Annotated in this window: 19 protein-coding genes; 13 read left to right on the plus strand and 6 right to left on the minus strand. The window is 67.8% G+C overall.

Going from position 1 to position 23,567, the window contains the following annotated elements; genetic code table 11:
* The first annotated feature begins 5 nt into the window (after positions 1–5).
* The gene (gene cydD, locus ASF98_RS12595; RefSeq protein WP_055802200.1) at positions 6–3,614 is read left to right on the plus strand and encodes a thiol reductant ABC exporter subunit CydD; all 3,609 of its coding nucleotides are present in this window, start codon (positions 6–8) and stop codon (positions 3,612–3,614) included.
* A 9-nt stretch (positions 3,615–3,623) separates the two neighbouring features.
* On the plus strand, positions 3,624–4,673 hold the full coding sequence (locus tag ASF98_RS12600) for a GNAT family N-acetyltransferase (RefSeq protein ID WP_082506815.1): 1,050 nt from the start codon (positions 3,624–3,626) through the stop codon (positions 4,671–4,673).
* Between the two features lie 35 nt (positions 4,674–4,708).
* Here the strand turns inward: ASF98_RS12600 and ASF98_RS12605 are convergent, their stop codons facing one another.
* Positions 4,709–5,227: a DinB family protein gene (locus ASF98_RS12605; RefSeq protein WP_055802202.1), complete on the minus strand. Its 519-nt coding sequence runs from the start codon at positions 5,225–5,227 to the stop codon at positions 4,709–4,711.
* Positions 5,228–5,236: 9 nt separating this feature from the next.
* Positions 5,237–7,735: a DNA gyrase/topoisomerase IV subunit A gene (locus ASF98_RS12610; protein ID WP_055802203.1), complete on the minus strand. Its 2,499-nt coding sequence runs from the start codon at positions 7,733–7,735 to the stop codon at positions 5,237–5,239.
* 53 nt (positions 7,736–7,788) lie between these two features.
* On the opposite strand from ASF98_RS12610, the gene ASF98_RS12615 reads away from it, so the two are divergent.
* The 4 genes from ASF98_RS12615 (at position 7,789) to ASF98_RS12630 (ending at position 13,259) form a co-directional block, all read left to right on the plus strand.
* Positions 7,789–10,509 carry a bifunctional acetate--CoA ligase family protein/GNAT family N-acetyltransferase gene (locus ASF98_RS12615; protein WP_055802206.1) on the plus strand — a complete coding sequence of 907 codons (2,721 nt, stop codon included), beginning with the start codon at positions 7,789–7,791 and terminating at the stop codon, positions 10,507–10,509.
* Positions 10,510–10,563: 54 nt separating this feature from the next.
* A complete protein-coding gene (locus tag ASF98_RS12620) occupies positions 10,564–11,304 on the plus strand; it encodes a DUF5998 family protein (protein ID WP_055802208.1) in 741 nt (246 codons plus the stop codon).
* A gap of 70 nt (positions 11,305–11,374) precedes the next feature.
* Complete coding sequence (locus ASF98_RS12625; RefSeq protein ID WP_156372398.1) at positions 11,375–12,544, plus strand: alkaline phosphatase family protein; 1,170 nt, start codon at positions 11,375–11,377, stop codon at positions 12,542–12,544.
* Complete coding sequence (locus ASF98_RS12630; RefSeq protein WP_055802211.1) at positions 12,537–13,259, plus strand: thymidine kinase; 723 nt, start codon at positions 12,537–12,539, stop codon at positions 13,257–13,259. The genes ASF98_RS12625 and ASF98_RS12630 overlap by 8 nt, the downstream gene beginning before the upstream one ends.
* Positions 13,260–13,283: 24 nt before the next feature.
* On the opposite strand, the gene sepH is transcribed toward ASF98_RS12630, so the two are convergent.
* Positions 13,284–14,720, minus strand: coding sequence for a septation protein SepH (sepH, locus tag ASF98_RS12635; protein ID WP_055802213.1), 1,437 nt, complete (start codon positions 14,718–14,720; stop codon positions 13,284–13,286).
* Between the two features lie 357 nt (positions 14,721–15,077).
* Between sepH and ASF98_RS12640 the strand changes: the two genes are divergently transcribed.
* On the plus strand, positions 15,078–15,377 hold the full coding sequence (locus ASF98_RS12640; protein WP_055802215.1) for a DUF4193 domain-containing protein: 300 nt from the start codon (positions 15,078–15,080) through the stop codon (positions 15,375–15,377).
* A gap of 9 nt (positions 15,378–15,386) precedes the next feature.
* On the opposite strand, the gene ASF98_RS12645 is transcribed toward ASF98_RS12640, so the two are convergent.
* Complete coding sequence (locus ASF98_RS12645) at positions 15,387–15,875, minus strand: DUF3093 domain-containing protein (RefSeq protein ID WP_055802217.1); 489 nt, start codon at positions 15,873–15,875, stop codon at positions 15,387–15,389.
* A 118-nt stretch (positions 15,876–15,993) separates the two neighbouring features.
* Between ASF98_RS12645 and dut the strand changes: the two genes are divergently transcribed.
* The 4 genes from dut to ASF98_RS12665 all read left to right on the plus strand — a co-directional run bounded on the left by dut (position 15,994) and on the right by ASF98_RS12665 (position 18,533).
* Positions 15,994–16,542, plus strand: a complete 549-nt coding sequence (gene dut / locus ASF98_RS12650) for a dUTP diphosphatase (protein WP_028270827.1) — start codon at positions 15,994–15,996, stop codon at positions 16,540–16,542.
* Between the two features lie 95 nt (positions 16,543–16,637).
* The gene (locus tag ASF98_RS12655) at positions 16,638–17,345 is read left to right on the plus strand and encodes a DUF3710 domain-containing protein (protein WP_055802218.1); all 708 of its coding nucleotides are present in this window, start codon (positions 16,638–16,640) and stop codon (positions 17,343–17,345) included.
* A complete protein-coding gene (locus tag ASF98_RS12660; protein ID WP_055802220.1) occupies positions 17,338–17,730 on the plus strand; it encodes a hypothetical protein in 393 nt (130 codons plus the stop codon). The genes ASF98_RS12655 and ASF98_RS12660 overlap by 8 nt, the downstream gene beginning before the upstream one ends.
* A complete protein-coding gene (locus ASF98_RS12665) occupies positions 17,727–18,533 on the plus strand; it encodes a DUF3159 domain-containing protein (protein ID WP_055802222.1) in 807 nt (268 codons plus the stop codon). Before ASF98_RS12660 ends, ASF98_RS12665 begins: the two co-directional genes overlap by 4 nt.
* 22 nt (positions 18,534–18,555) lie before the next feature.
* On the opposite strand, the gene ASF98_RS12670 is transcribed toward ASF98_RS12665, so the two are convergent.
* Positions 18,556–19,323 (minus strand): potassium channel family protein, encoded by a 768-nt coding sequence (locus tag ASF98_RS12670; RefSeq protein WP_055802224.1) that lies wholly within the window; start codon positions 19,321–19,323, stop codon positions 18,556–18,558.
* Entirely contained in the window at positions 19,324–19,995 is a 672-nt protein-coding gene (locus ASF98_RS12675; protein WP_055802226.1) for a potassium channel family protein, read from the minus strand.
* A 176-nt stretch (positions 19,996–20,171) separates the two neighbouring features.
* On the opposite strand from ASF98_RS12675, the gene ASF98_RS12680 reads away from it, so the two are divergent.
* The gene (locus ASF98_RS12680) at positions 20,172–22,148 is read left to right on the plus strand and encodes an APC family permease (RefSeq protein ID WP_055802228.1); all 1,977 of its coding nucleotides are present in this window, start codon (positions 20,172–20,174) and stop codon (positions 22,146–22,148) included.
* The gene (locus ASF98_RS12685) at positions 22,145–23,479 is read left to right on the plus strand and encodes a class I SAM-dependent RNA methyltransferase (RefSeq protein ID WP_055802230.1); all 1,335 of its coding nucleotides are present in this window, start codon (positions 22,145–22,147) and stop codon (positions 23,477–23,479) included. Before ASF98_RS12680 ends, ASF98_RS12685 begins: the two co-directional genes overlap by 4 nt.
* Positions 23,480–23,567: the final 88 nt, after the last annotated feature.

The raw sequence follows: 23,567 nt of genomic DNA on the forward strand, positions 1-23,567 counted from the left end.
ACCCGATGAGACCGCAGTTCCCGGCCGGCCCAGCAAACCGGCTCGCGCTTTATTGGCTCGGCTTCCTCGCTGCCCTCAAGGCATTGTCACTGGTGCTGATGGCGCAGGCGGTGGCATCTGTCCTGGCCGGACTGGTCTCCCAGAGCCCGGCCTGGGCCGACCAGCTGGGCTGGGGACTGGCAGGCGTGGTCCTCCGGTCCGTGACGGTGTGGGCTCAAGGGGTGGCCTCGCGCCGGGCGGCCCTCGGAGTCAAGGAAGAACTGCGCGCCGCACTGCTGGAACGCGCACTGCGGAACGGCACGCGTGCGGCTGGCCCGTCCGACGGCGGCCTGGCGATCCTGGCCACCAGGGGCCTGGATGCTCTGGACAGCTACTACACCCAGTTTTTGCCGGCCCTCGTCAACTGCGCCGCCATCCCGCTCCTGCTGGGCGCCCGGATCCTGTTCGCCGACTGGGTCAGTGCAGTGGTGGTCGTCCTGACCGTACCGCTCGTGCCGGTGTTCATGGTGCTGATCGGCAGGTACACCGAAGACCGGGTCCGGGCCGCACAATCGGCCCTGGCCCGCCTGTCGGGCCACATGCTGGAACTGGCCAAAGGGCTGCCCGTACTGGTGGGGCTGGGCCGGGCCAGTGCCCAGCGGAAGGCCCTCGAGGACATCTCGGAGCAGTACCGCTCCCGGACCATGGACACCCTGCGGACGGCCTTCCTCTCCGCGCTCGCGCTGGAACTCATCGCCACGATCTCGGTGGCCGTTGTGGCCGTCTTCATCGGCGTGCGCCTGGTCCACGGCGACATGGCACTCGAGGCCGGGCTCCTCGCCCTGATCCTGGCACCCGACTGCTATCTCCCGTTGCGGGAACTGGGCACCGCCCACCACTCAAGCGACGACGGACGTGCGGCCCTGGCCGAGGTCGCCGCGGTGATGGACGCGCCGGAGGTCCGGCCGCTGCAGCCGCAGAATGGCTCGCAGCCGCAGGGCGGCCTGCTTCCCGGGGGGACTTCCGAGGGCGGCGCGGGCCTTCCGGCGGTGACGGTCAGGAATCTGACGGTCACGTACGGCGGGCGGCTGGAACCCGCCGTCGGACCGCTGGGTTTTGACGCACCCGCCGGCCGCATTACCGCCCTCGACGGTGCCAGCGGGGCAGGCAAGAGCACCATTCTGGGCGTCCTGGCGGGAATCGTCGGCACGGGCGGCGGTGCAGTGGTGAGCGGCGGGATCGCCGGGTTCTCGCCGCCGGATGTCGCCTGGGTGCCGCAGCATCCGGTCATGGTGGAGATTAGTGTGCTGGCCGAGGTGATGCTCTACCTGAAGGGCGGCGCCGCCGGCACCGCAGGCACAGCCTCCGCCAATGCCGCCGCCTCGAAGGCCAGGGCCTGCCTTGAGGCGGCAGGAGCCGGACACCTGGCCGCGAAACATCCCGCCGAGCTCAGCCCGGGGGAGCTCCGCAGGGTTGCCCTGGCGCGGGGCCTGGCCCGGATCGAGGCCGGTGCCACCCTGCTGCTGCTGGATGAGCCCACCGCGCATCTGGACCGCGAATCCGCCAACGTGGTCAACGAATCCATCCTGAAGCTTCGCGGCCGGGCCACTGTCCTGCTCGTGGCCCACGACCGCCTTACCCGGGAACTGGCAGACCACGTAGTTCCTGTCGCCGCCGGATCCGCACCGGGATGGCCGGCAGCAGACGCTGCCGCCTCGTCACGGCATTCCGCCGTTCTCCCGGCACCGGACGCGGGACCGGACGCGGGACCGGACGCGGGACCGGACCGGGCGACGGCGCCGGCGACGGCGCGGGCGGCCGAGCCCCCTGCCACGGCGGATACCGAAGCCCGGGCCGGAGGGACCGCGGGGGTCCGCACGCACAACACTCCCGTCCGGATCTTCAGGCTCCTGCGGCCGGAGTCCCTCAAATTCGGCGCGGCCGGCGTCGTGGGGGTCCTGGCGGCCCTGTTCGCCGTTGCCCTGGCAGGATTGTCCGGCTGGCTCATCATCCGGGCCAGCGAGCAGCCGCCCATCCTCTACCTCCTCACCGCCATCGTGGGCGTGCGGTTCTTCGGCATCGGCAGGGCAGTCCTGCGCTACACCGAGCGGCTCCTGCTGCACGACGCCGTGTTCGCCTCGCTCACCAGGCTGCGCGGCCGGCTCTGGGATTCGCTGAGCCGTCGCGCCCTGTCCCTGCGCCGGCTCCTGCAGGGCGGAAACGTCCTGGGAACGGTGATTGACGACGTCGATACGGTCCGGGACCTGGTGCCCCGGGTGGTCCTGCCGCCTGTGACCGCCGTGGCCGTGGGTGCATCCGCCATTGCAGCCACAGGCCTCCTGCTTCCCGCGGCGCTGCCTGCAGTCATCGCCGCCGCAGTGGTGTCCCTGGTTGCCGCGCCGGCAGCGGCACTCCTCGCAGACAGGATGTCGGCGCAGGCCGAGCAGCGGCTCCGCTCAGGGGTCCTGCGGGACATCGCCGCGGCGCTGGACGCCCGCGCTGAACTGCACGCCAACGGTGTTGCCGCACCTGTCCTGTCCGCCATTGGAGTTGCCGACAAGGAGGCAACAGCTGCCTCGCAGCGGTCCGCGTGGGCCGAGGGGCTGGGCCAGGCGCTCACCGTCCTTGCCTGCGGGACCGCCGCTCTGGCCGCTGCGGTCCTGGCCGGACCCGAGGTGACGGGCGGATCCGTGGCCCCGGCCACGGCCGCCGTCGTGGTCCTGCTGCAGCTCGCGCTGGTGGATCCGTACGCCGCCATCACGACGGCGGTACGCCAGTACCCGGCTCTCCGCCTGGTCCTGGACCGGATCAGCGAGGCCGGCGTGCTGGACGCCTCCGAAGCCGCCGACCCTGATGCCGCCGGCGTTCCCGCCGCAGAAACGGGCGCCGCAGCCACACCCGCCGGGGACACCGGTGGACGGAACCGCGGGACACCCGGACTGGAGCCTGTTGCCCAACGCCCCGGCGGGCTGCCCGGTATCGAGCTTGAGTCGCTCTCCGCCGCCTGGCCCGCGGGTCCGGAAGTCTTCACCGGTGTTTCCGCGACGGCGGAACCTGGCCGCTGGCTCGCCGTGACCGGAACCTCAGGCTCCGGAAAGTCCACCCTGCTGGCCGTCCTGCTCGGGTTCCTGCCGCCACGCTCCGGCCGGATCGCTGTCACCGGACGCGCTGCCTGGTGTCCGCAGGAAGCGCACCTTTTCGACTCCACCATCCGCGGAAACCTCCTGCTCGGCCGGCCGGAAGGCAAGGACGGCGACGCCGGTCAGGAAATCGCTAAAGCCCTGGCCGCCGTGGGGCTGGAGCCGCTGCTTCGCAGGCTGGAGAATGGCGCCGACACCCGGATCGGACCCGGAGGCGCCTTCCTCAGCGGCGGGGAACGCCAACGGCTGGCGGTTGCCAGGACCCTCATGACCGGGGCCGACGTGATCCTGCTGGACGAACCCACCGCCCATCTTGACGCCGAGGCGGGCAGGGAGATGCTGGCTGACCTTCGGCGGGGTCTCACCGGACGGACCGTAGTTCTGGTGACCCACAATCCCGACGACATCGACCCGGCAGATCGCAGGCTGGACCTCGACGCGGGGGCGCGCGCCGGCGTCGGGCAGGTTCTGGCGCGGGGCGGGGCCGGCAGCTAGCCTGTTGGCATGCTGAACAACGACGCTCCGATGCCCGGATCCTGGCGGGCCGCACTGGCCGGCGAGGGGCTGGCCTGGCGTCCGGCAGAGGAGAGGGACGTCGCGGCGTGGGCTGACCTGATTGCCCGGACGGCCGAGGTGGAACGGCCCGTGTGGTTTGAGCGGGCCGCCGACCTTGAACAGATCCTGCAGTCGAAGAAGAACCATCCGGCCGCCAACACGCTGCTGCTGCTGGACCGCGGGTCGGTACCCCGCGCTTATGCCCGCATCACGAAAAACCCGGACGGCGACAAGGCCTACGGTTTCGGCTGCGTCGACCCCGGCTGGCAGCGCCGGGGAATCGGCACGGCGCTGCTGGGATGGCTCAGCCAGCGGACCCTCGAGCGTTTCGCGGAAGACCAGGGTCGGGAAGACAACGAACCGTCGCCGCTGCTGCGGGTCCACATGGAACAGCAGCACGAGCACCAGCAGCGGCTGCTCCGCAAAGAAGGATTCCACGTGGTGCGCTATTTCAACGAGATGCACCGGCACCTGGACGGCGTCCCGCTTCCAGACGTGCGGCTCGATGACGGGCTGGAACTGGCAACCATGCGGCCGGAGCTCAGCGAGGAGGTCAGGCTGGCCCACAACGCCGCCTTCCGTGACCATTGGGGAAGCGAGCCCCGGGATGAGGAATCCTGGGGTTTCACCGTCAACGATCCGCAGGCCAGGCCGGACCTGAGCGCTGTGGTCCTGGACCGGGGCTCCGGAATCGTGGCAGGCTACCAGCTGGCCAGCCACGACCCGGATAGCGCGGTATCCCGGGGCTACAGCGAGGGGTATACGGAGCTGCTGGGCGTCCGCCGCGAGTACCGCGGACGCGGGATCGCCCAGGCCCTGCTCGCCGATGCGATGCGGCGCTTTGCCGCGGCGGGGATGGACCGCGCCTCCCTCGACGTCGACTCGGAGAACCCCACTGGCGCGCTCGCCCTCTACGAAAAAATGGGGTACAGCGCCGTCAACCGGAGCCTGGCGTGGGACAAGGAATTGTCGGCGCGCACAGCTGACCCGGCAAGCTAAAGCCGCATAGCTGAAACCGGCTGGCCGTGCGCGCCTCAGGCGTCGACGTCGTGCAGGTGATGGACGACGTCGTGCAGGAAGTACTGCGCGAGGGTCATCACCGTGAACTCCGAACCGTTGCCCCGGATGCCTTTCCTGCCCCACTCGTCCTCATGCACGCCCGCGAATGACTCGGCGATCTGTTCGCCTTCGGCGGTCAGTTCGGCACTGACGATGGCGGGGTCCGCGTTGGCGTAGTCCTGCTCCACGGCGGTCTTGTCCTGGTCCCAGTTCTCGAACCGGGCGTTGTCCTCGCTCAGCATCAGGTTCAGCCGGCGGTCGAAGAGGCTGAAAACATCCCGGACATGCGATGCGTACTCCAGCACGGACCACGTGGCCTCGTCCGGTCGGTCCGCGACGTCCGGGCGGCGCAGCGCCGCCCGCCAGCGCGGAAGCATGTTCGTGACGCTGCCGGGAACCGTGGCGGGAGTGACCGTTGAGGCGTCGAATCCGCATTCCGGGCAGACCCTGGTCAGCACCCAGGTCCAGTCTTTTTCATCGGGGATGATAGGCATGCCAGTAGTCTAGGCCCAGGTCATGCTGGGCCCAATGGCGTCCACGGCCTGCGACAGCGGGATGCCGGAGCCGTCCCGTCGGCCGTGTTCCTGCGGGAGCGAGCGCGCCACCCCCGCCAGCGAGGACGCCTTGGCCGGCCCGTGTCCGGCCCACGCAATGAGCAGGGTATCTTCGCCCTTCAGGAACCGGTGCGCCCGCACTCCCGCAGTGGCCCTGCCCTTGGCCGGATACTCCGCGAAGGCCGTCACTTTCCCGGCACCGGGGGCCGTGCCCGGCAGGGCACCCTCGGTCCCGGAAACGGTGACCACGACGGCCTCCTCGTCGCCCGGGGCGACAGTTCCGAAGAACAGCACCTCGTCCCCGGCTCCCAGCTTGATCCCCGCCATGCCGCCCGCCGTGCGGCCCTGCGGCCGGACCGCTGCGGCGGTGAAGCGCAGCAGCTGCGCCTGCTTGGTGAGGAACACGAGGTCGACGTCGTCTGCCCCGGCCGGCTCAACGCCCACCACGGTGTCCTTATCCTTGAGGGCAATGACTTCCCAGTCCTCGCGGTTGAGGGGGTAGTCGGGCTGGACGCGTTTGACGATGCCCTGCGCCGTGCCGATCGCCAGCACCGTATCCAGCGGGGCGAAAGCGACCAGCGTCTCGCCCTTCAGCAGCGTGATGAAGTCCTTGGCAGGTACGCCGCCGGCCAGGTTGGGAAGCCCGGACATCGGCGGCAACACGGGCATGTCCATGACCTGGAGGCGCAGCATCCTGCCCAGGGACGTGACGGCGGCGATCTCGCCGCGCGCCGAGGTTTTCACCACGGACCGGAACACGTCGTGCCGTGACCGCGGACCGGACTCGGCCAGGGGCTCCTGGTTTGAGGTCCGGGCGATCTGTCCGCTGGCGCTCAGGATGGCCCAGCAGGGATCATCGGCTATTTCCAGGGCGAGCGGGGCCGCCTTGCCCTTGCCGCCGGGCGCAGCGGCCAGCGCGGCGACGGTGGGGGAGACCGCCTCGGATTCAAGCAGCACCGTCCGGCGCGGGGTGCCGTACTTTTCCGCGATTTCAGCCAGTTCGTCGGAGACGAGTTCGCGCAGGCGCTGGTCCGAAGCCAGGATGGCCTCGAGCTCCGCGATCTCACGCTTGAGCTGGTCCTGCTCTTTTTCGAGCTCGATCCGGGAGTACTTGGTCAGCTGCCGGAGCCGGAGTTCCAGGATGTAGTTCGCCTGGATTTCGGTGAGGTCGTAGATGGACATGAGGCGTTCGCGGGCGGCGGCAACCTCGTCGGAGGACCGGATGATCTGGATGACCTCGTCGATGTCCACGATGGCGATCAGCAGGCCCTCCACCAGGTGGAGGCGGTCCTTCTTCTTTGCCAGCCGGAAAGCCGTGCGGCGCCGCACCACGTTGATGCGGTGGTCCACGTAGACGGAGAGCAGCTGCACGAGGCCCAGCGTCTGCGGCTGGCCGTCCACGAGCGTCACGTTGTTGATGCCGAAGGAATCTTCCATCGGCGAGTAGCGGTAGAGCTGCTGGAGCACGGCGTTCGGGTTGAAGCCGTTCTTCAGCTCGATCACCAGGCGGAGCCCGTGCTTGCGGTCGGTCAGGTCCACGATGTCGCTGATGCCGGTCAGCTTCTTGCCGTTGACGGCGTCTTTGATCTTCTCGATCACCTTCTCCGGGCCCACCATGTAGGGAAGCTCGGTGACCACCAGGCCGGTGCGGCGGGCGGACAGCTGCTCGATCTCCACCTTCGCCCGGGTTTTGAACGAGCCGCGGCCCGTGGCGTAGGCGTCGCGGATGCCGTCCAGGCCCACGATCCGGCCGCCCGTGGGCAGGTCCGGGCCGGGAACGAACCGCATGAGGTCCTCGAGGGTGGCCCCGGGGTTCGCGATCAGGTGCCGGGCAGCGGAGATGACCTCCACGAGGTTGTGCGGGGCCATGTTTGTGGCCATGCCCACGGCAATGCCCGTGGCGCCGTTGACCAGCAGGTTGGGGAACGCCGCCGGCAGGACATCCGGCTGGGTCAGCTGGTTGTCGTAGTTGGGGACGAAATCCACCACGTCTTCGTCGAGGTGGTCGGTGAGGGTGAGCGCAGCCGCAGCGAGGCGGGCCTCGGTGTACCGCGGGGCCGCCGGGCCGTCGTCGAGCGAGCCAAAGTTGCCGTGCCCGTCGATCAGCGGCAGCCGCAGCGAAAAGTCCTGCGCCATGCGGACCATGGCATCGTAGATCGCGGTGTCGCCGTGCGGGTGCAGCTTGCCCATGACCTCGCCCACCACGCGGGCGCTCTTGACGTGGCCGCGGTCAGGGCGCAGGCCCATTTCGCTCATCATGTAGAGGATGCGCCGCTGCACCGGTTTCAGGCCGTCACGGGCATCCGGGAGGGCCCGTGAATAGATGACCGAATAGGCGTACTCGAGGAACGAGCCTTCCATTTCCGACGTGACGTCGATGTCAACGATGTTCTCGGTGTAGTCCTGGACGGCGTCCCCTGCCGGGGCGGAACTTTGGCGGCGGGCCATGGGGCTGGTGGATCCTTAACGGTTTACTGGCGAGTTTTAGCTAGGCTAAGCCTATGGTGGATCAGCCCGGGGACGGCGTATATCCGGAATATTGGGAAGCCGATGTCGTTCTGCGGGACGGAGGGACGGCTCATCTGCGCCCGATCCACCCCTCAGATGCCGACGCCGTGCAGGCTTTCCATACCGGCCAGTCGCAGAAGTCCATCTACATGCGGTTTTTCGCCTTTAAAGCGAGGCTCTCCAGCAAGGAGCTGAAGCGCTTCACGGAAGTGGACTACAAGGACCGGGTGGCGCTGGTGATCACCATAGGCGGTGAAATCCTGGGCATCGGCCGCTACGACCGGCTGACCGATCCCGAAGAAGCCGAGGTTGCCTTCAATATAGCCGACGCCCACCAGGGCCGCGGCATCGGATCGATCCTGCTGGAACACCTGGCCGCTGCCGCCCGCGAAAACGGCATCCGTAAATTCAGTGCAGAAGTGCTGCCGGAAAACCGCAAAATGCTGATGGTTTTCTCCGACGCCGGTTACGACGTCAAGAGGCATTTCGACGACGGTGTGGTGAGCCTGGAGTTCAACATCGACCCTACGGAAAAATCCCGGGCCGTGATGGAGTCACGCGAGCACCGCGCGGAGGCGCGCAGCATCCAGGAGCTGCTGGCGCCGTCGTCGGTCGCGGTGATCGGGGCCAGCCGCAAATGGGGCACCATCGGCTACCAGCTGCTCGAACACATCATCGAGGGCGGCTTCACCGGGCCGGTCTACGCCATCAACCCCGAGGCGCTCGAACTCGCCGGGATGCTGTCCTTCGCCAGGCTCTCCGAGGTGCCGGACCCCGTCCGGCTGGCCATCATCGCCGTCCCCTATGAGGAAGTCCCCAAAGTTGTGGCGGACTGCGCGGCCTCGGGAGTCAAGGGCGTTGTGGTGGCGACGGCCGGGTACGCCGACGACGGTGAACGCGGGCTGGCCAGGCAGCGCGAGCTGGTCCGCCAGGCCCGCTCCAACGGGATGCGCGTGATCGGCCCCGCGTCCCTGGGCATCGTCAACACGAACCCGGCCGTGTCCCTGAACGCATCCATGGCGCCAAGCCTGCCGCGCCGGGGCGGCCTGGGACTCTTCAGCCAGTCCGCCGCCATCGGAGTGGCGCTGTATGCCGCGTCCAGCCGGCGCCGCCTGGGCCTTTCCACGTTCCTGTCCGCCGGCAACCGGGCCGACGTCTCCGGCAACGACATGATGCAGTTCTGGGAAGACGACGCCGACACCGCCGCGGTGGGACTCTACCTCGAATCCATCGGCAATCCGCGCAAGTTTTCCCGGCTCGCCCGCCGCCTGGCCCGCACCAAGCCCGTCATCGTGGCGAAATCGGACTCGATGGGCCTGCAGTTGCCTCCGGGGCATGCGGTACGGACCACGCAGGCGCCTGCCGGCGCCCTGGACGCGATGATGCGCCAGTCCGGCGTCATCCGGGTTGAAACGATTGAGCAGCTGATGGACGTGGCCCAGATCGTCGCCGGCCAGCCGCTGCCGGCCGGGGCGGACATTGCTGTTTTCAGCAACTCCCGGGCCCTCGGAAAAGTGGTCGCGGACAGTGCTGCCGCCAACGGGCTCGGTGTTGAGCGGATTGTCACGGACGTGGATCTCGACGCCGGCATGTCACTGGCGCTGCCGGCACTCCGGGAGAGCCTCGCCGGGATCCTCGCCTCGGACTCCATCCACGCCGTCGTGGTGGCGCTGCTGCCGGCACGGGGCCTCACGGTGGAGAAGATTGCCGGCGTCCTGGCGGAATGCTCCGCCGCGGCCGGAAAGCCGGTGGTTGCCGCCTTCACCGGGATCCTGGACCCGTCCGTCTATGTTGAGGGCATGGTGGGGGCGGAACGGTTGCCTGTCCACGCCGTGGACGCCGAATCCGCCAGCGGATCCGTGCCGTGCTACTCCAACCCCGGTGCCGCCGTCGCAGCGCTCGCCGCCGTGGTCAAGTATGCCGAGTGGGTGGAACGCGACCAGGGTCTTTTCGCGGAGCCGGAAGGATGCGACCCGGAAAGCGTCAGGGCCGAGCTGGAGGAACTGCTCCATGACGTCCCCGGCGAGCAGCTGGTGCAGCTCGACCCGGCGAAGGCGGCAACCCTGCTGGCCCACTACGGCATCGACGTTGTCCCCTCCGTGGGCTTCGAGACGCCCGACCAGGCTGTTGCAGCCGCCGAGCGGCTTGGCTGGCCGGTGGTGCTGAAGACCACCGATCCGACCCTGCGCCACCGGCTGGACCTTGGCGGTGTGCGGCTGGACATCCAGGACGCCGAATCATTGCGGCGCAACATCGTAGAGATGCACCGCGCCCTGGCGCCCTACGGTTCGCCGTCCATGGAAGTCCAGATGATGGCTCCGGTGGGCCAAGCCTGCACGTTCCGGGCCATTGAGGATCCGCTGCTGGGTCCGGTGGTTTCCTTTGGACTTGCCGGGGACGCCGTGAATTTGCTGGAGGACTGGGCCCACCGGGTTCCGCCGCTGTCCGGTGCCGATGTCCACGACTTCATCCGTGCGCCGCGCGCGGCCCGGAAACTGTTCGGCTACCAGGGCCTTCCGGCGGTAGATGTGGCCGCGCTGGAGGACCTTGCCGCGCGGTTGACCCGGCTCAAGGACAACCATCCCGAAATAGCGCTGGTTGAGTTCAACCCTGTCCTGGCGGGGCTGCGCGGCGTATCGATCCTGGCCGCAGATGTCCGGATCGCGAACGCCGCCCAGCGGACCGACAGTGCCCGCCGGGCGATGCGAAGCTAGCCCGCCCCGGGCGCACAGTTAGCAAGTGCCCAGTCGATCTGTGAAAATGGAGTAATGAGCCCCCAGCCTCCCACGTCGAAGCCGCACGCACCCCGACCCGGTCACCAGGCCTCACAAGGGCATAGCGCACATGACCACGGTGTCCAGGGCCAGAGCCTTGAAGGCGCACTCCAGCAGGCAGGCTTCTACCCCCGGCTGGTCGCCGATGTCGTTGATGACGCACTGGACGGCCGCGACTGCATGGCGCACCTTGTGCATCTTGAAACCCATTTCGACCGCGCGGAAGTACGCCGCCACATCACCGTGCTGGTGCTGACGGACGACATGCTGGTCATCGCCCATGTTGACGACCAGCAGCTCGACGAGGCCGGCGAGCAGATTGTCGCCCAGATTTCCACCGAATCAGTACCGGTGGCGCAGATCCGTTCCGTGGTCCTGAGCTACATGTACGCCCAGCCGCAAAACTACAAGCCGTCCGATCCCGTGCGGGAACTCACCCTTTCCATCGCCTGGTCCGGCGGCCAGCGCCTGGACATGGGGCCGGCCAGCTGCGGGGATCCCCAGTGTGAGGCGGACCACGGTTACAGCGGCACCATCGCCCAGGAGGACATCGTGCTGCGCATCAGCGCCGAAGCCGACGGCCTGCAGGCCGTCCAGGACGCCAAGCTGTTCGCCCGCGCCCTGCGCGCCGTCAACACCGGTTCGGCGCCCCTGCCGCACAGCGGCCTGGTGGCCGCGCCGCGTCCGCGCACCGGCGTTTTTGGAAACCGCCTCAGCCGCGGGCACCAGCGCTGAGATGATTCCCGGAAACAACTCTGAGCAGTCAGCTGTCGCCATCGCCGAGGGTGCCCCCGCTCCTTCGCCGATGCCACCGGCGCCTGCTTTCGGCCAACGTTCCATCGCCGAAGTACTGACCAGCGCGGCAGCCAGCCTGGGAATTGAAGGCTTCGAGAACCGGCTGAACCTGCCTGCCGCCAAGCGGGTGTGCGTTGTCCTCGCCGACGGCCTTGGCCGTAGCCTGCTGAAGCAAAAATCGGCACACACCCCCTTCCTCCGGTCCGTGATGCAGCAGGGACAGGGAGCCGTTCCAGTGGCCCTGGATTCCGCCTTCCCCTCCACGACAGCCTCCTCCCTCGCCAGCTTCGGGACAGGGCTCCCTGCCGGCCAGCACGGAATGGTGGGCTATGACGTCCTCGATCCCGGACAGGACAAAGTGGTCAACATGCTGGGCAACTGGGATGCCGGTGTGGACCCCCTCGAATGGCAGCCGTTTCCCACCGTGTTCGAGCGCGCCGCGGCCCACACCGACGTCACCACCATCAGCCTTCCGCAGTTCGGCGCCTCACCCATGACCCAGGCCGCCCTCCGCGGCGGCCGGTTCATCGCCGCCGCAACCCCGCACGCCAGGACTGCAGCGGCGGCGGAGGCCATGCTGGGCACCGACAGTTCCCTGATGTACTTCTACGTCAACGACCTGGACAAGGCGGGGCACCGCTACGGCTGCCAGTCCGCCCAGTGGGAACACCAGCTTGAAGAGCTGGACGCCACCGTACGACGGCTCAATGCCACGCTTCCGCCGGGGACCACTGTCCTGTTGACCGCGGACCACGGCATGCTCGACGTCCCGGAATCGCAGCGGTTCGACTACTCGGCGGAACCGGCCCTCATCGCCGGCGTCCGGCACACCGCAGGGGAGCCGCGCATGGTCCACCTGTATCTGGAGCCCGACGCCGGTGATCAGGACCGGGCACTGCTGATTGAATCGTGGCGGAAACGTTTTGGAGACAGGATCTGGGCGTTCACCCGCGACGAGGCCGTGTCCGCCGGGCTCTTCGGCGACGTCCGGCCGGAAGTCAGCGCGCGCATCGGCGATGTCATGATCGCCGCCCGGGACGCCCTGGCGCTCTACGACACGCGCCGCGTGCGCTCCGCCGCGCTGGAGGTCGTCGGGCAGCACGGGTCGCTGACCAAAGCCGAGCGGGAGGTTCCGCTGTTGTGCTTCCAAGCCCAAGGCCGAAAGGGAGCGCGTGGCTGAACTCGTCTTCTTCTCAGGAACCATGGACTGCGGCAAATCCACCCTCGCCCTGCAGATGGACCACAACCACCGGGCCCGCGGCCGCGGCGGCGTCCGGTTCAGCCGCAACGACCGTGCCGGCGGTGCCAGGATCTCCAGCCGGCTCGGACTCGAGACGGACTGCGTGGAAGTCCTGGACAGCACGGACTTCTGGGACGAGGTCATCCAACGCCGCACCCGCGGCCTGCGGGTGGACTACCTCATTTGTGACGAAGCCCAGTTCTACTCACCACTGCAGGTGGAACAGCTGGCCCGGATTGTGGACGAGATCGACGTCGACGTGTTTGCTTTCGGGATCAGCGCCGACTTCCGCACCCGCCTTTTCCCGGGATCGCAGCGGCTCATCGAGTTGGCGGACCGCGTCCAGGTCCTGCAGGTGGAGGCGCTGTGCTGGTGCGGACGCCGGGCCACCCACAATGCCCGCACGGTCGACGGCGTGATGGTCACCGAAGGTGCGCAGGTGGTGGTGGGCGACGTCGACATGGCCGGCGACCAGGCCCCCACCGGCGCGGCGGACCACGCCCCCGTGGTGGGCTACGAGACGTTGTGCCGGCGGCACTTCATGCGGCGGGTCACTGCCCACGGCGCCAACGTCATGGCCCAGCAGGACCAGCTGTTGCCGTTCGAGGTGGACGCCTGCCTGTGGAACGGTGCCGGAGAAACCCGGCCCGGCTGACCCGCTGCGCCGGGGGACTGGGGGTCAGTCGCCGCGTGCGCCGAAAACTATTTCATCCCAGCTGGGTACGCTGGAGCGCTTGGGTTTGGAGGGCTGCCGTTCGGGCTGCTCCGCGTCCCGATCATTTCTGGGGGTGGCCGGAGCGTCGTCCCGGCTCCGGCGCGGGCTCCCTCCACCCAGCAGTTCATCCAGGCCCACGTTCGGAGCGGATTCGCGGTTCCAGCCGGTCTGGCGGGCGCGTGCCGTTTCCCTGACCGGAGCGGGTTCCTCGACGGCGGCCTCATCGGTGTCCGGGCCGGCGTCGGCTGCCGCCGGCGTGCTGCCGGGGTCTTCAGCGGACGCTTCGTCCGGGTCCGTCACCGGGCGCAGCGGGGAGGCCACGATGGTGATTTCGCGGGTTTCCGTGCTGACGCCGTCGTGGAGTTTCAGCCGTTCGTCTTCGTCCCCGGTGTGCCGGGGAGCCAGGCTGAGTCGGGACAGCATTGACGCGCGGACTTCGCGCTTGCGGGTGAACGAGTCTCCCTTGGCGGCCGGAGCGTCGGTTTCTTCGCGGCTTTCCGTCCCGGTGGCGTCGTCCTCGGCCTCGGGCTCCGCCACTACTTCGGAGGGGCGCGGGTGGGCCGCCGGAACACCGTTGGTGAGCAGCAGTGCCAAGGCGTCGTCGCCGTCCTCGTCTACACCGAGCCGCTGGCCGCGGCGTGAGCGCAGCATCTCGAGCAGGCCGTCCGAATCCTTGCCGGACTGGCCGGATGCCGTCCGGGCCGCGGCCGCCTCGGCGTCGGTCTCAAAGTCAAACGGGCGGTCGGAAACTGCGGACAGGCGGCGGGCCGGAACAGGACCGTCGAGCGGTTCCAGTTCGCTGAGCTGCTGCGCCCAGCGGTTGGCGTTCTGCAGGGATTTCCGCGCGGGACTGAAAGTCCACATGGCCGGCGGTTCCTCGCCGATGCTGGTGTGCGCGCCGGTACTGGTTTCGAAGCGTGCCACCACCGTCCAGGTGCCGTCCGGGCGCCGCCAGGAGTCCCACTCAACGGTGGAGGATTCGATGCCGTGGGCGTTGAGACGGTGTGCCACCATGTCGCCGAGGGTAGCCGGGTTGTCACCGAAGGCGGAGCGGTAGACGTCATGGCCCGGCGCAGGGGAAGCCACCTCGATTTTTCGCGCCTGCTGTGCCACGTAGTCGCGCTCGGCAAGTACGGGGCCTTCATAGCGTTGGACCTTGGCCAGTGGGATGCCCGAGAGTTCCGAAACTTCGGCGGCTGTGGCGCCGCTTCTGATGCGTGCCTGGATGTCCCGCGGGGACATGGCAACAGGCGCAACTGCAGCGGCCGCTTTCGCCGGAGAGCGGCTGGCCGCGAGCCGAAGGGCTTCGTCGATCGGCAGCCGGAACATCTCGCCGCCGGTGCCGCTCAACAGGAGATGCTCCCCGTCGTCGTGGACGCCTACAAGCCGTAGATCCTGCATACAAATCCTCCACCCTGGCATTACTGACATTCGAAACTCTGCCACTCGGCAGTCGCAATTCGGGGGAGGGGAGAGGGCGCGCCGCGATATTCCGCGACTTTCCGGCCGTCAAGTGCTTTTATCCCGCCTCCGCCCTCCGTCGGGCAGGCTCGGGCAGGTGCCCGCCCCGAAAAGCCCTCGCTTTCGCCCCCGGCTTAGGGAAAAATGGGCGCCTAAGTCGGGCACAAAATCAGGCAAGCCAGCGTTTACATCGGTGAACCGGCCCGGGGGACCAGCCCACGGACGATGTCCGTCCCTGAGCGCGGCCACCGGCACCCGGCCATCAAACCGAAAAAATCGGAGTGTGAGCAGAAAATAATGGCGACAGATTACGATGCGCCGCGGAAATCAGAAGAGGACCTGAACGAAGATTCCATCGAGGAATTGAAGACCCGCCGCGCTGACAAGCCAACGGCAGTGGTGGATGAGGACGAATCCGATCTGGCCGAAGGCTACGAACTCCCGGGCGCGGACCTGTCCGGCGAGGAACTCCTGGTCCGCGTCCTGCCGGCCCAGGCTGATGAATTCACCTGCTCGTCATGCTTCCTGGTCCGTCACCGCTCGCAGATCGCCCGCGAAAAAGACGGGTTGCTCTTCTGCAAGGACTGCGAGGGCTGACAATGCGGCTCAGGCGCGGGTGAGGGCCGCCGTCAACTGTGCCGGGCGCCGCGTGGAGGTAAGCCAGTAAGGCGTGGGATCGGAAGGATCCGTGATGTCGATCCTGACCACCGGGTCCACCCAGCCCCGGATGCAGAGGTATGCCAGTCCGTTCAGGCGCGTGCCGCGTTCCGCCGTCGCCTCTTTGCCGGTGAACGGTGTCACGGTTCCGATGTACCGACGTTCGATGGTTGCCCGCCCCACCTGGAGCGTGTCTGCCGTCACCGTTATCGACGGCGTGGACAGGATCAGCAGCACCGTAATGATGGTGAACAGCACCAGCGCTGCCGTGATGCCGGCCGCCATACTGATCGGGGCAAACACGAGGATGCCTGCGCCGGACAAGCCTGCTGCCACGAGCCAGATCCAAAGGTTGGGGTGGAGTTTCTCGCTGTACAGAACGGCAGTTCCGCGGGGTGTGCTGTTGGGGGCAGGCACAGCTGCACTAGATTCCGGCATAGCCCCAGCTTTCCACTTTTCCCGGGGTATTTCACCTTGGCCCGGCACTGGCCGCCGCCCGCGCCGGCCAGTGCCGCGGCTAGGCCAAGGTGCGCCGCTCGCGTTAGAGTAAATGACTGTGACTGAAGAAACTGCAGCCGTGAGTACTTTGCCGCCGAACTCCCTGGAAGGCAGCGCCGCGGCCTACGGATCGCCCACGCTGTCGGTCCAGCTGAAAATGCTCGACGCCGGCCTCGAAGCCCCGTCCTACGCGCACCCCGGCGACGCCGGAGCGGACCTTCGTGCCCGCGAGGACGTAGTTCTTGAACCGGGTGAACGCCGGCTGGTGCCCACGGGCGTCTCCATCGCCCTCCCCAACGGGTATGTCGCCCTCATCCACCCGCGGTCCGGGCTCGCCACCAAGCACGGCCTGACAGTGGTCAACGCCCCCGGAACCGTGGACGCCGGATACCGCGGCGAGATCGCCGTGACGCTGCTGAACACGGACCGTGAGAAAGCCATCGAGCTGCGGCGCGGCGATAGAATTGCACAGATGGTCATTCAGCGCGTGGAGTACGCACAGTTTGTGGCCGTTGCGGAATTGAGCGACTCGGTCCGCGGTGACGGCGGCTTCGGTTCCACCGGTGGTTTCGGTTCCGCCGCCGGTTTCGGAACACCGCAGGCCTAGCCGCGGACGCCGCCCGGCTCAGCCGGTGCTGCATGACTTACCGCGCGGCCCAGGGTGGCACGGCGGGAAATGATCACAACTAAGGAGACAACCCGATGGTTTTTGGGCGTGGCAAGAAGGCCAAGAAGGACCAGGCGGCAGAGCCCGGGGAAAGCCCGGAAACTGCAGGCTCCGCTGCCGAGGAGAGCACCGGCCGGGCAGTCACGGGGCCCTTTGACGTCTCGGAAGTCGACAGCACTGACGGCTACGTGGACCTTGGCGCCCTCCTGATTGCACCACGGGAAGGCCTCCAGCTCCGTCTCGAGATCGAGGAAGCCACCCAGCGGGTTGTGGCCGTGACCATGGACCTCGACGGTTCGAGCCTCCAGCTCCAGGCCTTCGCCGCACCCCGCACCGAGGGACTCTGGGATGAGATCCGTGAACAGATCGGCCAGTCCGTGGGAAGCCAGGGCGGGCAGGTCGAGGAGATTCCCGGAGTTTTCGGCACCGAGCTCGTGGCCAAACTTCCGGCAGGAACAGCCGACGGCGCGGGCGGCTACCGCGTGGCCCGCTTCATCGGCGTCGACGGCCCCCGTTGGTTCCTCCGCGGCGTGCTGGGCGGCGAAGCTGCCCTGGACCGCGATTCTGCGGCGAACCTGGAATCGTTGTTCAGGCAGATCGTGGTGGTGCGGGGCGAGAGCCCGATGCCGCCGCGTGACCTGCTGCAGCTCCGCCTGCCGAAGGATTCCGCTCCGGCGCCGCTGCAGGGCGCACCTGAGTTCGAGCAACCCGAGCGCGGACCGGAGATCACCCAGATTGGCTGACCCGGCCGGCGAATATCCGCAGCCCGAGCTGTCCATCAGTGGATTGCCGGACCGTGGACGTGTGCTGTGCCGCGGCTTCATCGAATCGGTGACGTACGTACCGGCCACACAGGTTGCCAGCTTCACCGCAATCGTCACGGACCACGACCTGCCGCGCGCCAAGGGGGGCCTTGCCCCCGCCGCGGTGGAACCGGCGTCGGCACGGAGGCCCGGAGGACCCGGCCGGCGCGACCGGCTGCGGGTCGTGTGGCTCGGCCGGCGTCGGGTACCCGGCGTCGACCCCGGCTGCGAACTCCGGCTGGAAGGCATGCTGACGTTGCGCGACGGGCTGCCCACCATGTTCAACCCCCGCTACGAAATACTGTCCCGCCAGGAGAACCAATGACGCCGTCCGAGACCCCGGATCCCGCTGCCGGGCGCGCCGCGTCCGAACCGGTCAAACCACCACACACGCCGGAGCCGCCGTCAGTGGCCGACCTCGCGGAAGGCTACGCAGTCAAGGCCGGCCTGCACCGGACGAAGGACGGCAGCATCGACGTGCTCAAGACTGCGGGCGGCGTCCAGGGCATTGCCGAGAGCATCGTTCCCGGACTCACCTTCCTCGTCGCGTTCACCATCACCCGCGACCTCACCCTGTCCTTGATCGGCGCCTTGGCTGCGGCCGCCGCCTTCACCATTGCCCGGCTGGTCCAGCGGCGTCCGTTGACCCAGGCGCTGGCCGGGATAGTCGGCGTCGGAATTTCCGCGTGGCTGGCGAACACCACCGGCAAGGCGGAAAACTTCTACGTCCTGGGGTTCTTCACCAATGCCGCCTACATTGCAGGCATGGTGGTGTCCATAGCGTTGCGCTGGCCCATCGCCGGACTGCTGTTCGGCTTCATCAGGAACGAAGGCCTGGAGTGGCGCAAGGACCCGGCCCGGGTCAGGGCCTACCGCCTGGGCACGTGGATCATCGTGGGCGTCCTGGCCCTGCGGCTGCTGGTGCAGGTGCCGCTCTACCTCCTCGGCGAGCAGGGCCTGGCCGGCCTCGCCACCACACGGCTCCTGATGGGCGCCCCGCTGTACATCCTGGGCATCTGGGTTGCCTGGCTCATCACCAGGCCCGTTGCTGCCGCGGTGCCGCCGGCGCAGCCCGGTGAACCTTCGCAGCCCGGCGCACCGCAGCAAGGTCCTCCGCCGGCGGCCTAGCCGCCGGACTTAGCTGTCGATCTTAGCCGTCGAAGCCGTCGTCCTCGGGGGCCTGCTGCTCCCGGGGCTGGGCGGCCGCCGGTTCATTGTCGTCCTCCTGTGAACCGTGCGTGTCCGTGTCCCGGTCCTGCTGTTCAGGGGACAGCAGGGCCCTGAGGTCGTCTTCGGCAGCAATGGTGGTGACGAAAAACAGTTCGTCCCCGCCGTCGAGCACATCGTCCCGGCTGGGCGTGATGGGGGCCTGGTCACGAAGAATCGCCACCAGGGTGGAGTCCTCGGGCCAGTCAATGTCTCCCACCGTCAGTCCGATGACGTGCGAGTCGTGGGGCACCGTGAACTCGACCAGCGACGAAACCCCGGTCTGTAGCGTGAGCAGCCGGACGAGGTCGCCGATTTCCACCGCTTCCTCCACGAGCGCGGTCATCAGCTGCGGGGTGTTGACTGCGACGTCGACGCCCCAGGAATCGTTGAACATCCAGTCATTCTTGGGGTTGTTGACGCGTCCCACCGTCCGGCCAACGCCGAACTCGGTCTTCGCCAGCAGGGACACCACAAGGTTCACCTTGTCATCACCCGTGGCTGAAACCACCACTTCGGCGTCCTCGAGCTTGGCGTCCTGGAGCGTGCTCAGTTCGCAGGCGTCGCCCACAAGCCAATGGGCGCCACGGAGCCCGCTGCGGCCGATCACTTCCGGTTTCAGGTCGATCAGCAGGATTTCGTGTTTGTGGGCAAGGAGCTCACGGGCGATCGAGGAACCGACGCTGCCTGCCCCGACGATGACGACTTTCACTTACTGCTCCTTGGGGGGTTCTTTGGCAAGAATGTGGCCTACCTCGGCGCTGCGGTCCACGCGCAGCATGGCGTGGACGGTGTCGCCCTCCTGATAGGACGTAGCGGCGGCCGGCAGCATGCCTTCGCCGAACCGGGTCAGGTAGGCAACCCGGATGCCGGCCGCCTTCTCGATCTGGGCGACGGAGTGCCCGATCCAGGCCGGGTCAAGGTCGATTTCAGCGAGGACCAGCCGGCCGGAGGGCTCACGGAAATCGCCGGCGAGGTGCTGTTCGGGCAGGATCCGGCGCAGCACCTGGTCTGCGCTCCAACGCACCGCCGCGACCGTGGGAATGCCCAGGCGCTGGTAGATCTCGGCACGGCCGGGGTCGTAGATCCTGGCCACGACGTGGGGCACGTGGAAAGTTTCGCGGGCCACCCGGGTCGCCAGGATGTTGGAGTTGTCACCGCTGGACACGGCGGCGAAGGCATACGCCTCACTGACGCCGGCCTGCTTCAGGGTCTCCCGGTCGAACCCGACTCCGGTGACCTTGCGACCGGAAAACCCGGTGCGGAGCCTGCGGAAGGCACGGTCGTCCTGGTCGATGATCGCCACCGAATGGCCAGCATCCTCGAGGGTGTGCGCCAGCGTGGCTCCCACACGCCCACATCCCATGATCACGAAGTGCGCCACCCGTGCCTCCTCAGTCTTTTTTCCAGTTGCTGCGTAAGACTCTACCGGCCGTCGGCGCCACTCTGCCCGGTGCCCGCAACTTCGGCCCGCCGGCGTGCGGGCGCCGCGGAGGGGCCCCGGAGCGAACGGCCACCTGCCGTCATGACATCGCGTCCGAATCAGACTAGCTTTGTGGAGTGCTGACAATATTGAATGCCGTGAAGCGGGTGCTGGTGGGGAGGCCCTTCCGGAACGACCGGCTAGCCCACACCCTGCTGCCGAAGCGGATCGCGCTTCCGGTCTTCGCCTCGGATGCCCTCTCCTCTGTGGCCTATGCGCCCGACGAAATCCTCCTGACCCTGGCGTTGGCGGGCGTGAGTGCGGTTGCCTTTTCACCGTGGGTGGGCCTCGCCGTCATGGTGGTGCTGCTCACGGTGGTGGCCTCCTACCGACAGAACGTCCACGCATACCCGTCCGGCGGCGGCGACTACGAAATAGCCAACGTCAACCTCGGCAAGCACGCGGGACTGACCGTGGCATCCGCGCTGCTGGTTGACTACGTACTCACGGTTGCCGTCTCGATGTCGTCCGCGGCAACCTACCTCACCACCGCGGTCCCCTCGCTTCACGGCCAGCAGGCACTGATTGCCACTATCGGCGTAGTCATCCTGGCGCTGGTGAACCTGCGGGGAATCAAGGAAGCCGGCAGCGTCTTCGCCGTTCCCACCTACATCTTCATGGCGTCCATCCTGGGCATGACCGCCATCGGCGTCTTCCAGGCGGCGACCGGCCAGCTGGGCGAGGCCCCGTCCGCGAACTTCACGATAGTTCCGGCGGCCGGGTTCGATGAGGGGCTGGTGGGGCTTGCCGGCGCCTTCCTGCTGCTCCGGGCGTTCTCCTCGGGCGCCGCGGCCCTGACCGGTGTGGAAGCCATCAGCAACGGTGTTCCGAATTTCCAGAAACCCAAGAGCAAGAACGCCGCCACCACGCTGCTGCTGCTGGGCGTCATCGCCTCCGCGATGCTCGCCGGCATCATCTACCTCGCCAACGCCACCAAGGTGCACATTGTGCTGGACCCGGCCACGGAATTCCTGGTCAACGGGCAGCCGCTGCCGGAAGGCTACATCCAGAGCCCGGCCATCAGCCAAATCGCCCAGACCATCTTCGGACCGGGCTCGGTGCTGTTCTACATCGTGGTTGCAGCAACCGGCGTCATCCTGGTTTTTGCCTCGAATACAGCCTTCAACGGTTTTCCGGTCCTCGGATCCATCCTCGCGCAGGACGGCTACCTCCCGCGCCAGCTGCGCACGCGCGGTGACCGCCTGGCCTTCAGCAACGGCGTCCTGGCCCTCGCCGCAGGCGCCCTGGTGCTCATCCTGGCCTTCAACGCCGACGTCACCAAGCTCATCCAGCTCTACATCGTCGGTGTTTTCATCTCCTTCACCGCAAGCCAGCTGGGCATGGTCCGGCACTGGGGGCGCGAACTCAAACTGGCGCGGGACAAGACCGTTCGCCTCCGAATGCTCAAGTCGCGCACCATCAACATGATCGGTTTCGGCATGACCGCCCTGGTCCTGACCATCGTGCTGATCACCAAATTCGAGCAGGGGGCCTGGATCGCGCTGCTCGCGATGTTCGTCCTGTACCTCATCATGTGGAGCATCCGCTCGCACTACGACAACGTGGCCAAGGAACTGGCGGTGGACGAGGATTCCTCGCCGCGTGCCCTGCCGTCCCGGGTCCACGCAGTGCTCCTGGTGTCCCACGTCCGCAAGCCCGTCCTGCGGGCCCTGGCCTATGCGCGGGCGTCTCGGCCCTCGCGGCTCGACGCCATAACGGTGGACATCAACTCCGAAGAAACCGCGCACACCCTCGCCGACTGGGAGAAACTGGAAATTCCGGTGCCGCTGACAGTCCTCGCCAGCCCGTACCGGGAAACGGTGACCCCCATCATGGAATACGTCAAGAACATGCGGCGGGATTCGCCCCGCGACCTCATCGTGGTCTACATCCCCGAGTACGTGGTGGGTAAGTGGTGGGAACAGCTGGTCCACAACCAGACCGCCCTGCGTATCAAGACCCGGCTCCACTTCGAGCCGGGTGTCATGGTGGCCAGCGTCCCCTGGCAACTGAAATCGTCCGAAGAAGCAAAGAAATTGCAGGATATCCAATGAACGCCGAGACCCAGACCCGCACGCATGCCGACCTCGTGGTGGATGTCGGGCCCATAGCCCACGGCGGGCACTGCGTGGCCCGCCACGAAGGCCGCGTGGTGTTTGTCCGGCACGCCATTCCCGGCGAAAAAGTCCGGATCCGGCTGACCGACGCCGGCGAGGAATCCAAGTTCTGGCGCGCCGACGTCGTCGAGGTGCTCGAAGCATCACCCGACCGCGTGCCCCATTTCTGGCGCGTGGCGGATTCCCTGCGCGCATGGTCCCACGGCCACCCGCCGGTGGGCGGCGCCGAACTGGGCCACGTGTCCCTGGAACGCCAGCGCAGCCTCAAGGCCGAAGTCCTGGCGGAACAGCTGAAACGGCTCGCCGGCGTCGAACGCGTTACGGAAGTGGAAGCTGTCGGGGCAGGCAGCGACGGCCTCGGGTGGCGCACGCGGGCAAGCTTTGCCGTGACGCCCGCCGGGAAGCTGGGCATGCATGCCCACCGTTCCGATCAGGTCATTGCCATCCGCGAGATGCCCCTGGCCGTGCCCGGAATCAACGAGCTCAGGCTCTGGGACATCGACCTCCAGGGCGTCGACCGCGTGGAAGTGGCGGCGCCCGCCAACGGGTCGCGCCCGCTGGTGCTGCTGGCCCCTGCCGCAGGCACCCGCGCAAAGCGCCTCACCGGCATCCTGGCGCAGCTTCCCGACGACGTCTCGGTGGCCAGCTTCGATCCGGCCAAGGGCGAGGCCCTGCAGCTGCGCGGCCGCACCTGGGTCCAGGAGACGGCCGCCGGCCACGAGTACCGGGTCACAGGGGAGGGCTTTTGGCAGATCCACCGGGACGCGCCGGACACCCTCGTCGGGGCGGTCAAAGAATTCCTGCACGACGGCGGATACCTTGAGCCGGGCGCGGTGGTTGCCGACCTGTATGCCGGGGCGGGCCTTTTCACTGCCGCCCTTGCGGACGCCGTCGGGGTCACCGGTTCGGTGTTGTCCGTTGAAGGTGCCCCCGGCACCAGCCGCGATGCACGGAAGAACCTGCACGGGGCGCCGCAAGTGGAGATCGTGCAGGGGCGCGTGGAACGCGTGCTGCGCCAGAAGCCCCGCAACTTCGATGCCGTCGTGCTTGATCCGCCCCGCGCCGGCGCGGGCAAAGCCGTGGTCAGCCAATTGATGGCCGCGGGGCCGCGGGCGGTCGCCTATGTGTCCTGCGATCCGGCGTCGTTCGCCCGGGACCTGGGGTACTTCCAGCAGGGCGGCTGGTCGCTCGCAGGGCTGCGGGCGTTCGACCTGTATCCGCACACCCACCACATGGAGACAGTGGCGTTGCTGACGCCCCCGGCCTGATGTGACTAGGATGGGCGTAGTAGTCCCACGTCGCGCGCCGAATTCTCGGCTGACCCCATGCTCTTTTGTATGACCTTGTACTAATTAG

The sequence above is a fragment of the Arthrobacter sp. Leaf337 genome, from assembly GCF_001423745.1.
In the GTDB taxonomy this organism is placed as follows: Bacteria; Actinomycetota; Actinomycetes; order Actinomycetales; family Micrococcaceae; genus Arthrobacter.

Excerpts from the sequence above, each read along its gene's own strand:
- ASF98_RS12625 (WP_156372398.1), top strand. The coding sequence starts at position 11,375 with ATGCCACCGGCGCCTGCTTTCGGCCAACGTTCCATCGCCGAAGTACTG.
- ASF98_RS12610 (WP_055802203.1), bottom strand. The coding sequence starts at position 7,735 with ATGGCCCGCCGCCAAAGTTCCGCCCCGGCAGGGGACGCCGTCCAGGAC.
- ASF98_RS12685 (WP_055802230.1), top strand. The coding sequence starts at position 22,145 with ATGAACGCCGAGACCCAGACCCGCACGCATGCCGACCTCGTGGTGGAT.
- sepH (WP_055802213.1), bottom strand. The coding sequence starts at position 14,720 with ATGCAGGATCTACGGCTTGTAGGCGTCCACGACGACGGGGAGCATCTC.
- ASF98_RS12655 (WP_055802218.1), top strand. The coding sequence starts at position 16,638 with ATGGTTTTTGGGCGTGGCAAGAAGGCCAAGAAGGACCAGGCGGCAGAG.
- ASF98_RS12600 (WP_082506815.1), top strand. The coding sequence starts at position 3,624 with ATGCTGAACAACGACGCTCCGATGCCCGGATCCTGGCGGGCCGCACTG.
- ASF98_RS12615 (WP_055802206.1), top strand. The coding sequence starts at position 7,789 with ATGGTGGATCAGCCCGGGGACGGCGTATATCCGGAATATTGGGAAGCC.
- ASF98_RS12665 (WP_055802222.1), top strand. The coding sequence starts at position 17,727 with ATGACGCCGTCCGAGACCCCGGATCCCGCTGCCGGGCGCGCCGCGTCC.
- cydD (WP_055802200.1), top strand. The coding sequence starts at position 6 with ATGAGACCGCAGTTCCCGGCCGGCCCAGCAAACCGGCTCGCGCTTTAT.
- ASF98_RS12645 (WP_055802217.1), bottom strand. The coding sequence starts at position 15,875 with ATGCCGGAATCTAGTGCAGCTGTGCCTGCCCCCAACAGCACACCCCGC.
- ASF98_RS12605 (WP_055802202.1), bottom strand. The coding sequence starts at position 5,227 with ATGCCTATCATCCCCGATGAAAAAGACTGGACCTGGGTGCTGACCAGG.
- ASF98_RS12620 (WP_055802208.1), top strand. The coding sequence starts at position 10,564 with ATGAGCCCCCAGCCTCCCACGTCGAAGCCGCACGCACCCCGACCCGGT.
- ASF98_RS12640 (WP_055802215.1), top strand. The coding sequence starts at position 15,078 with ATGGCGACAGATTACGATGCGCCGCGGAAATCAGAAGAGGACCTGAAC.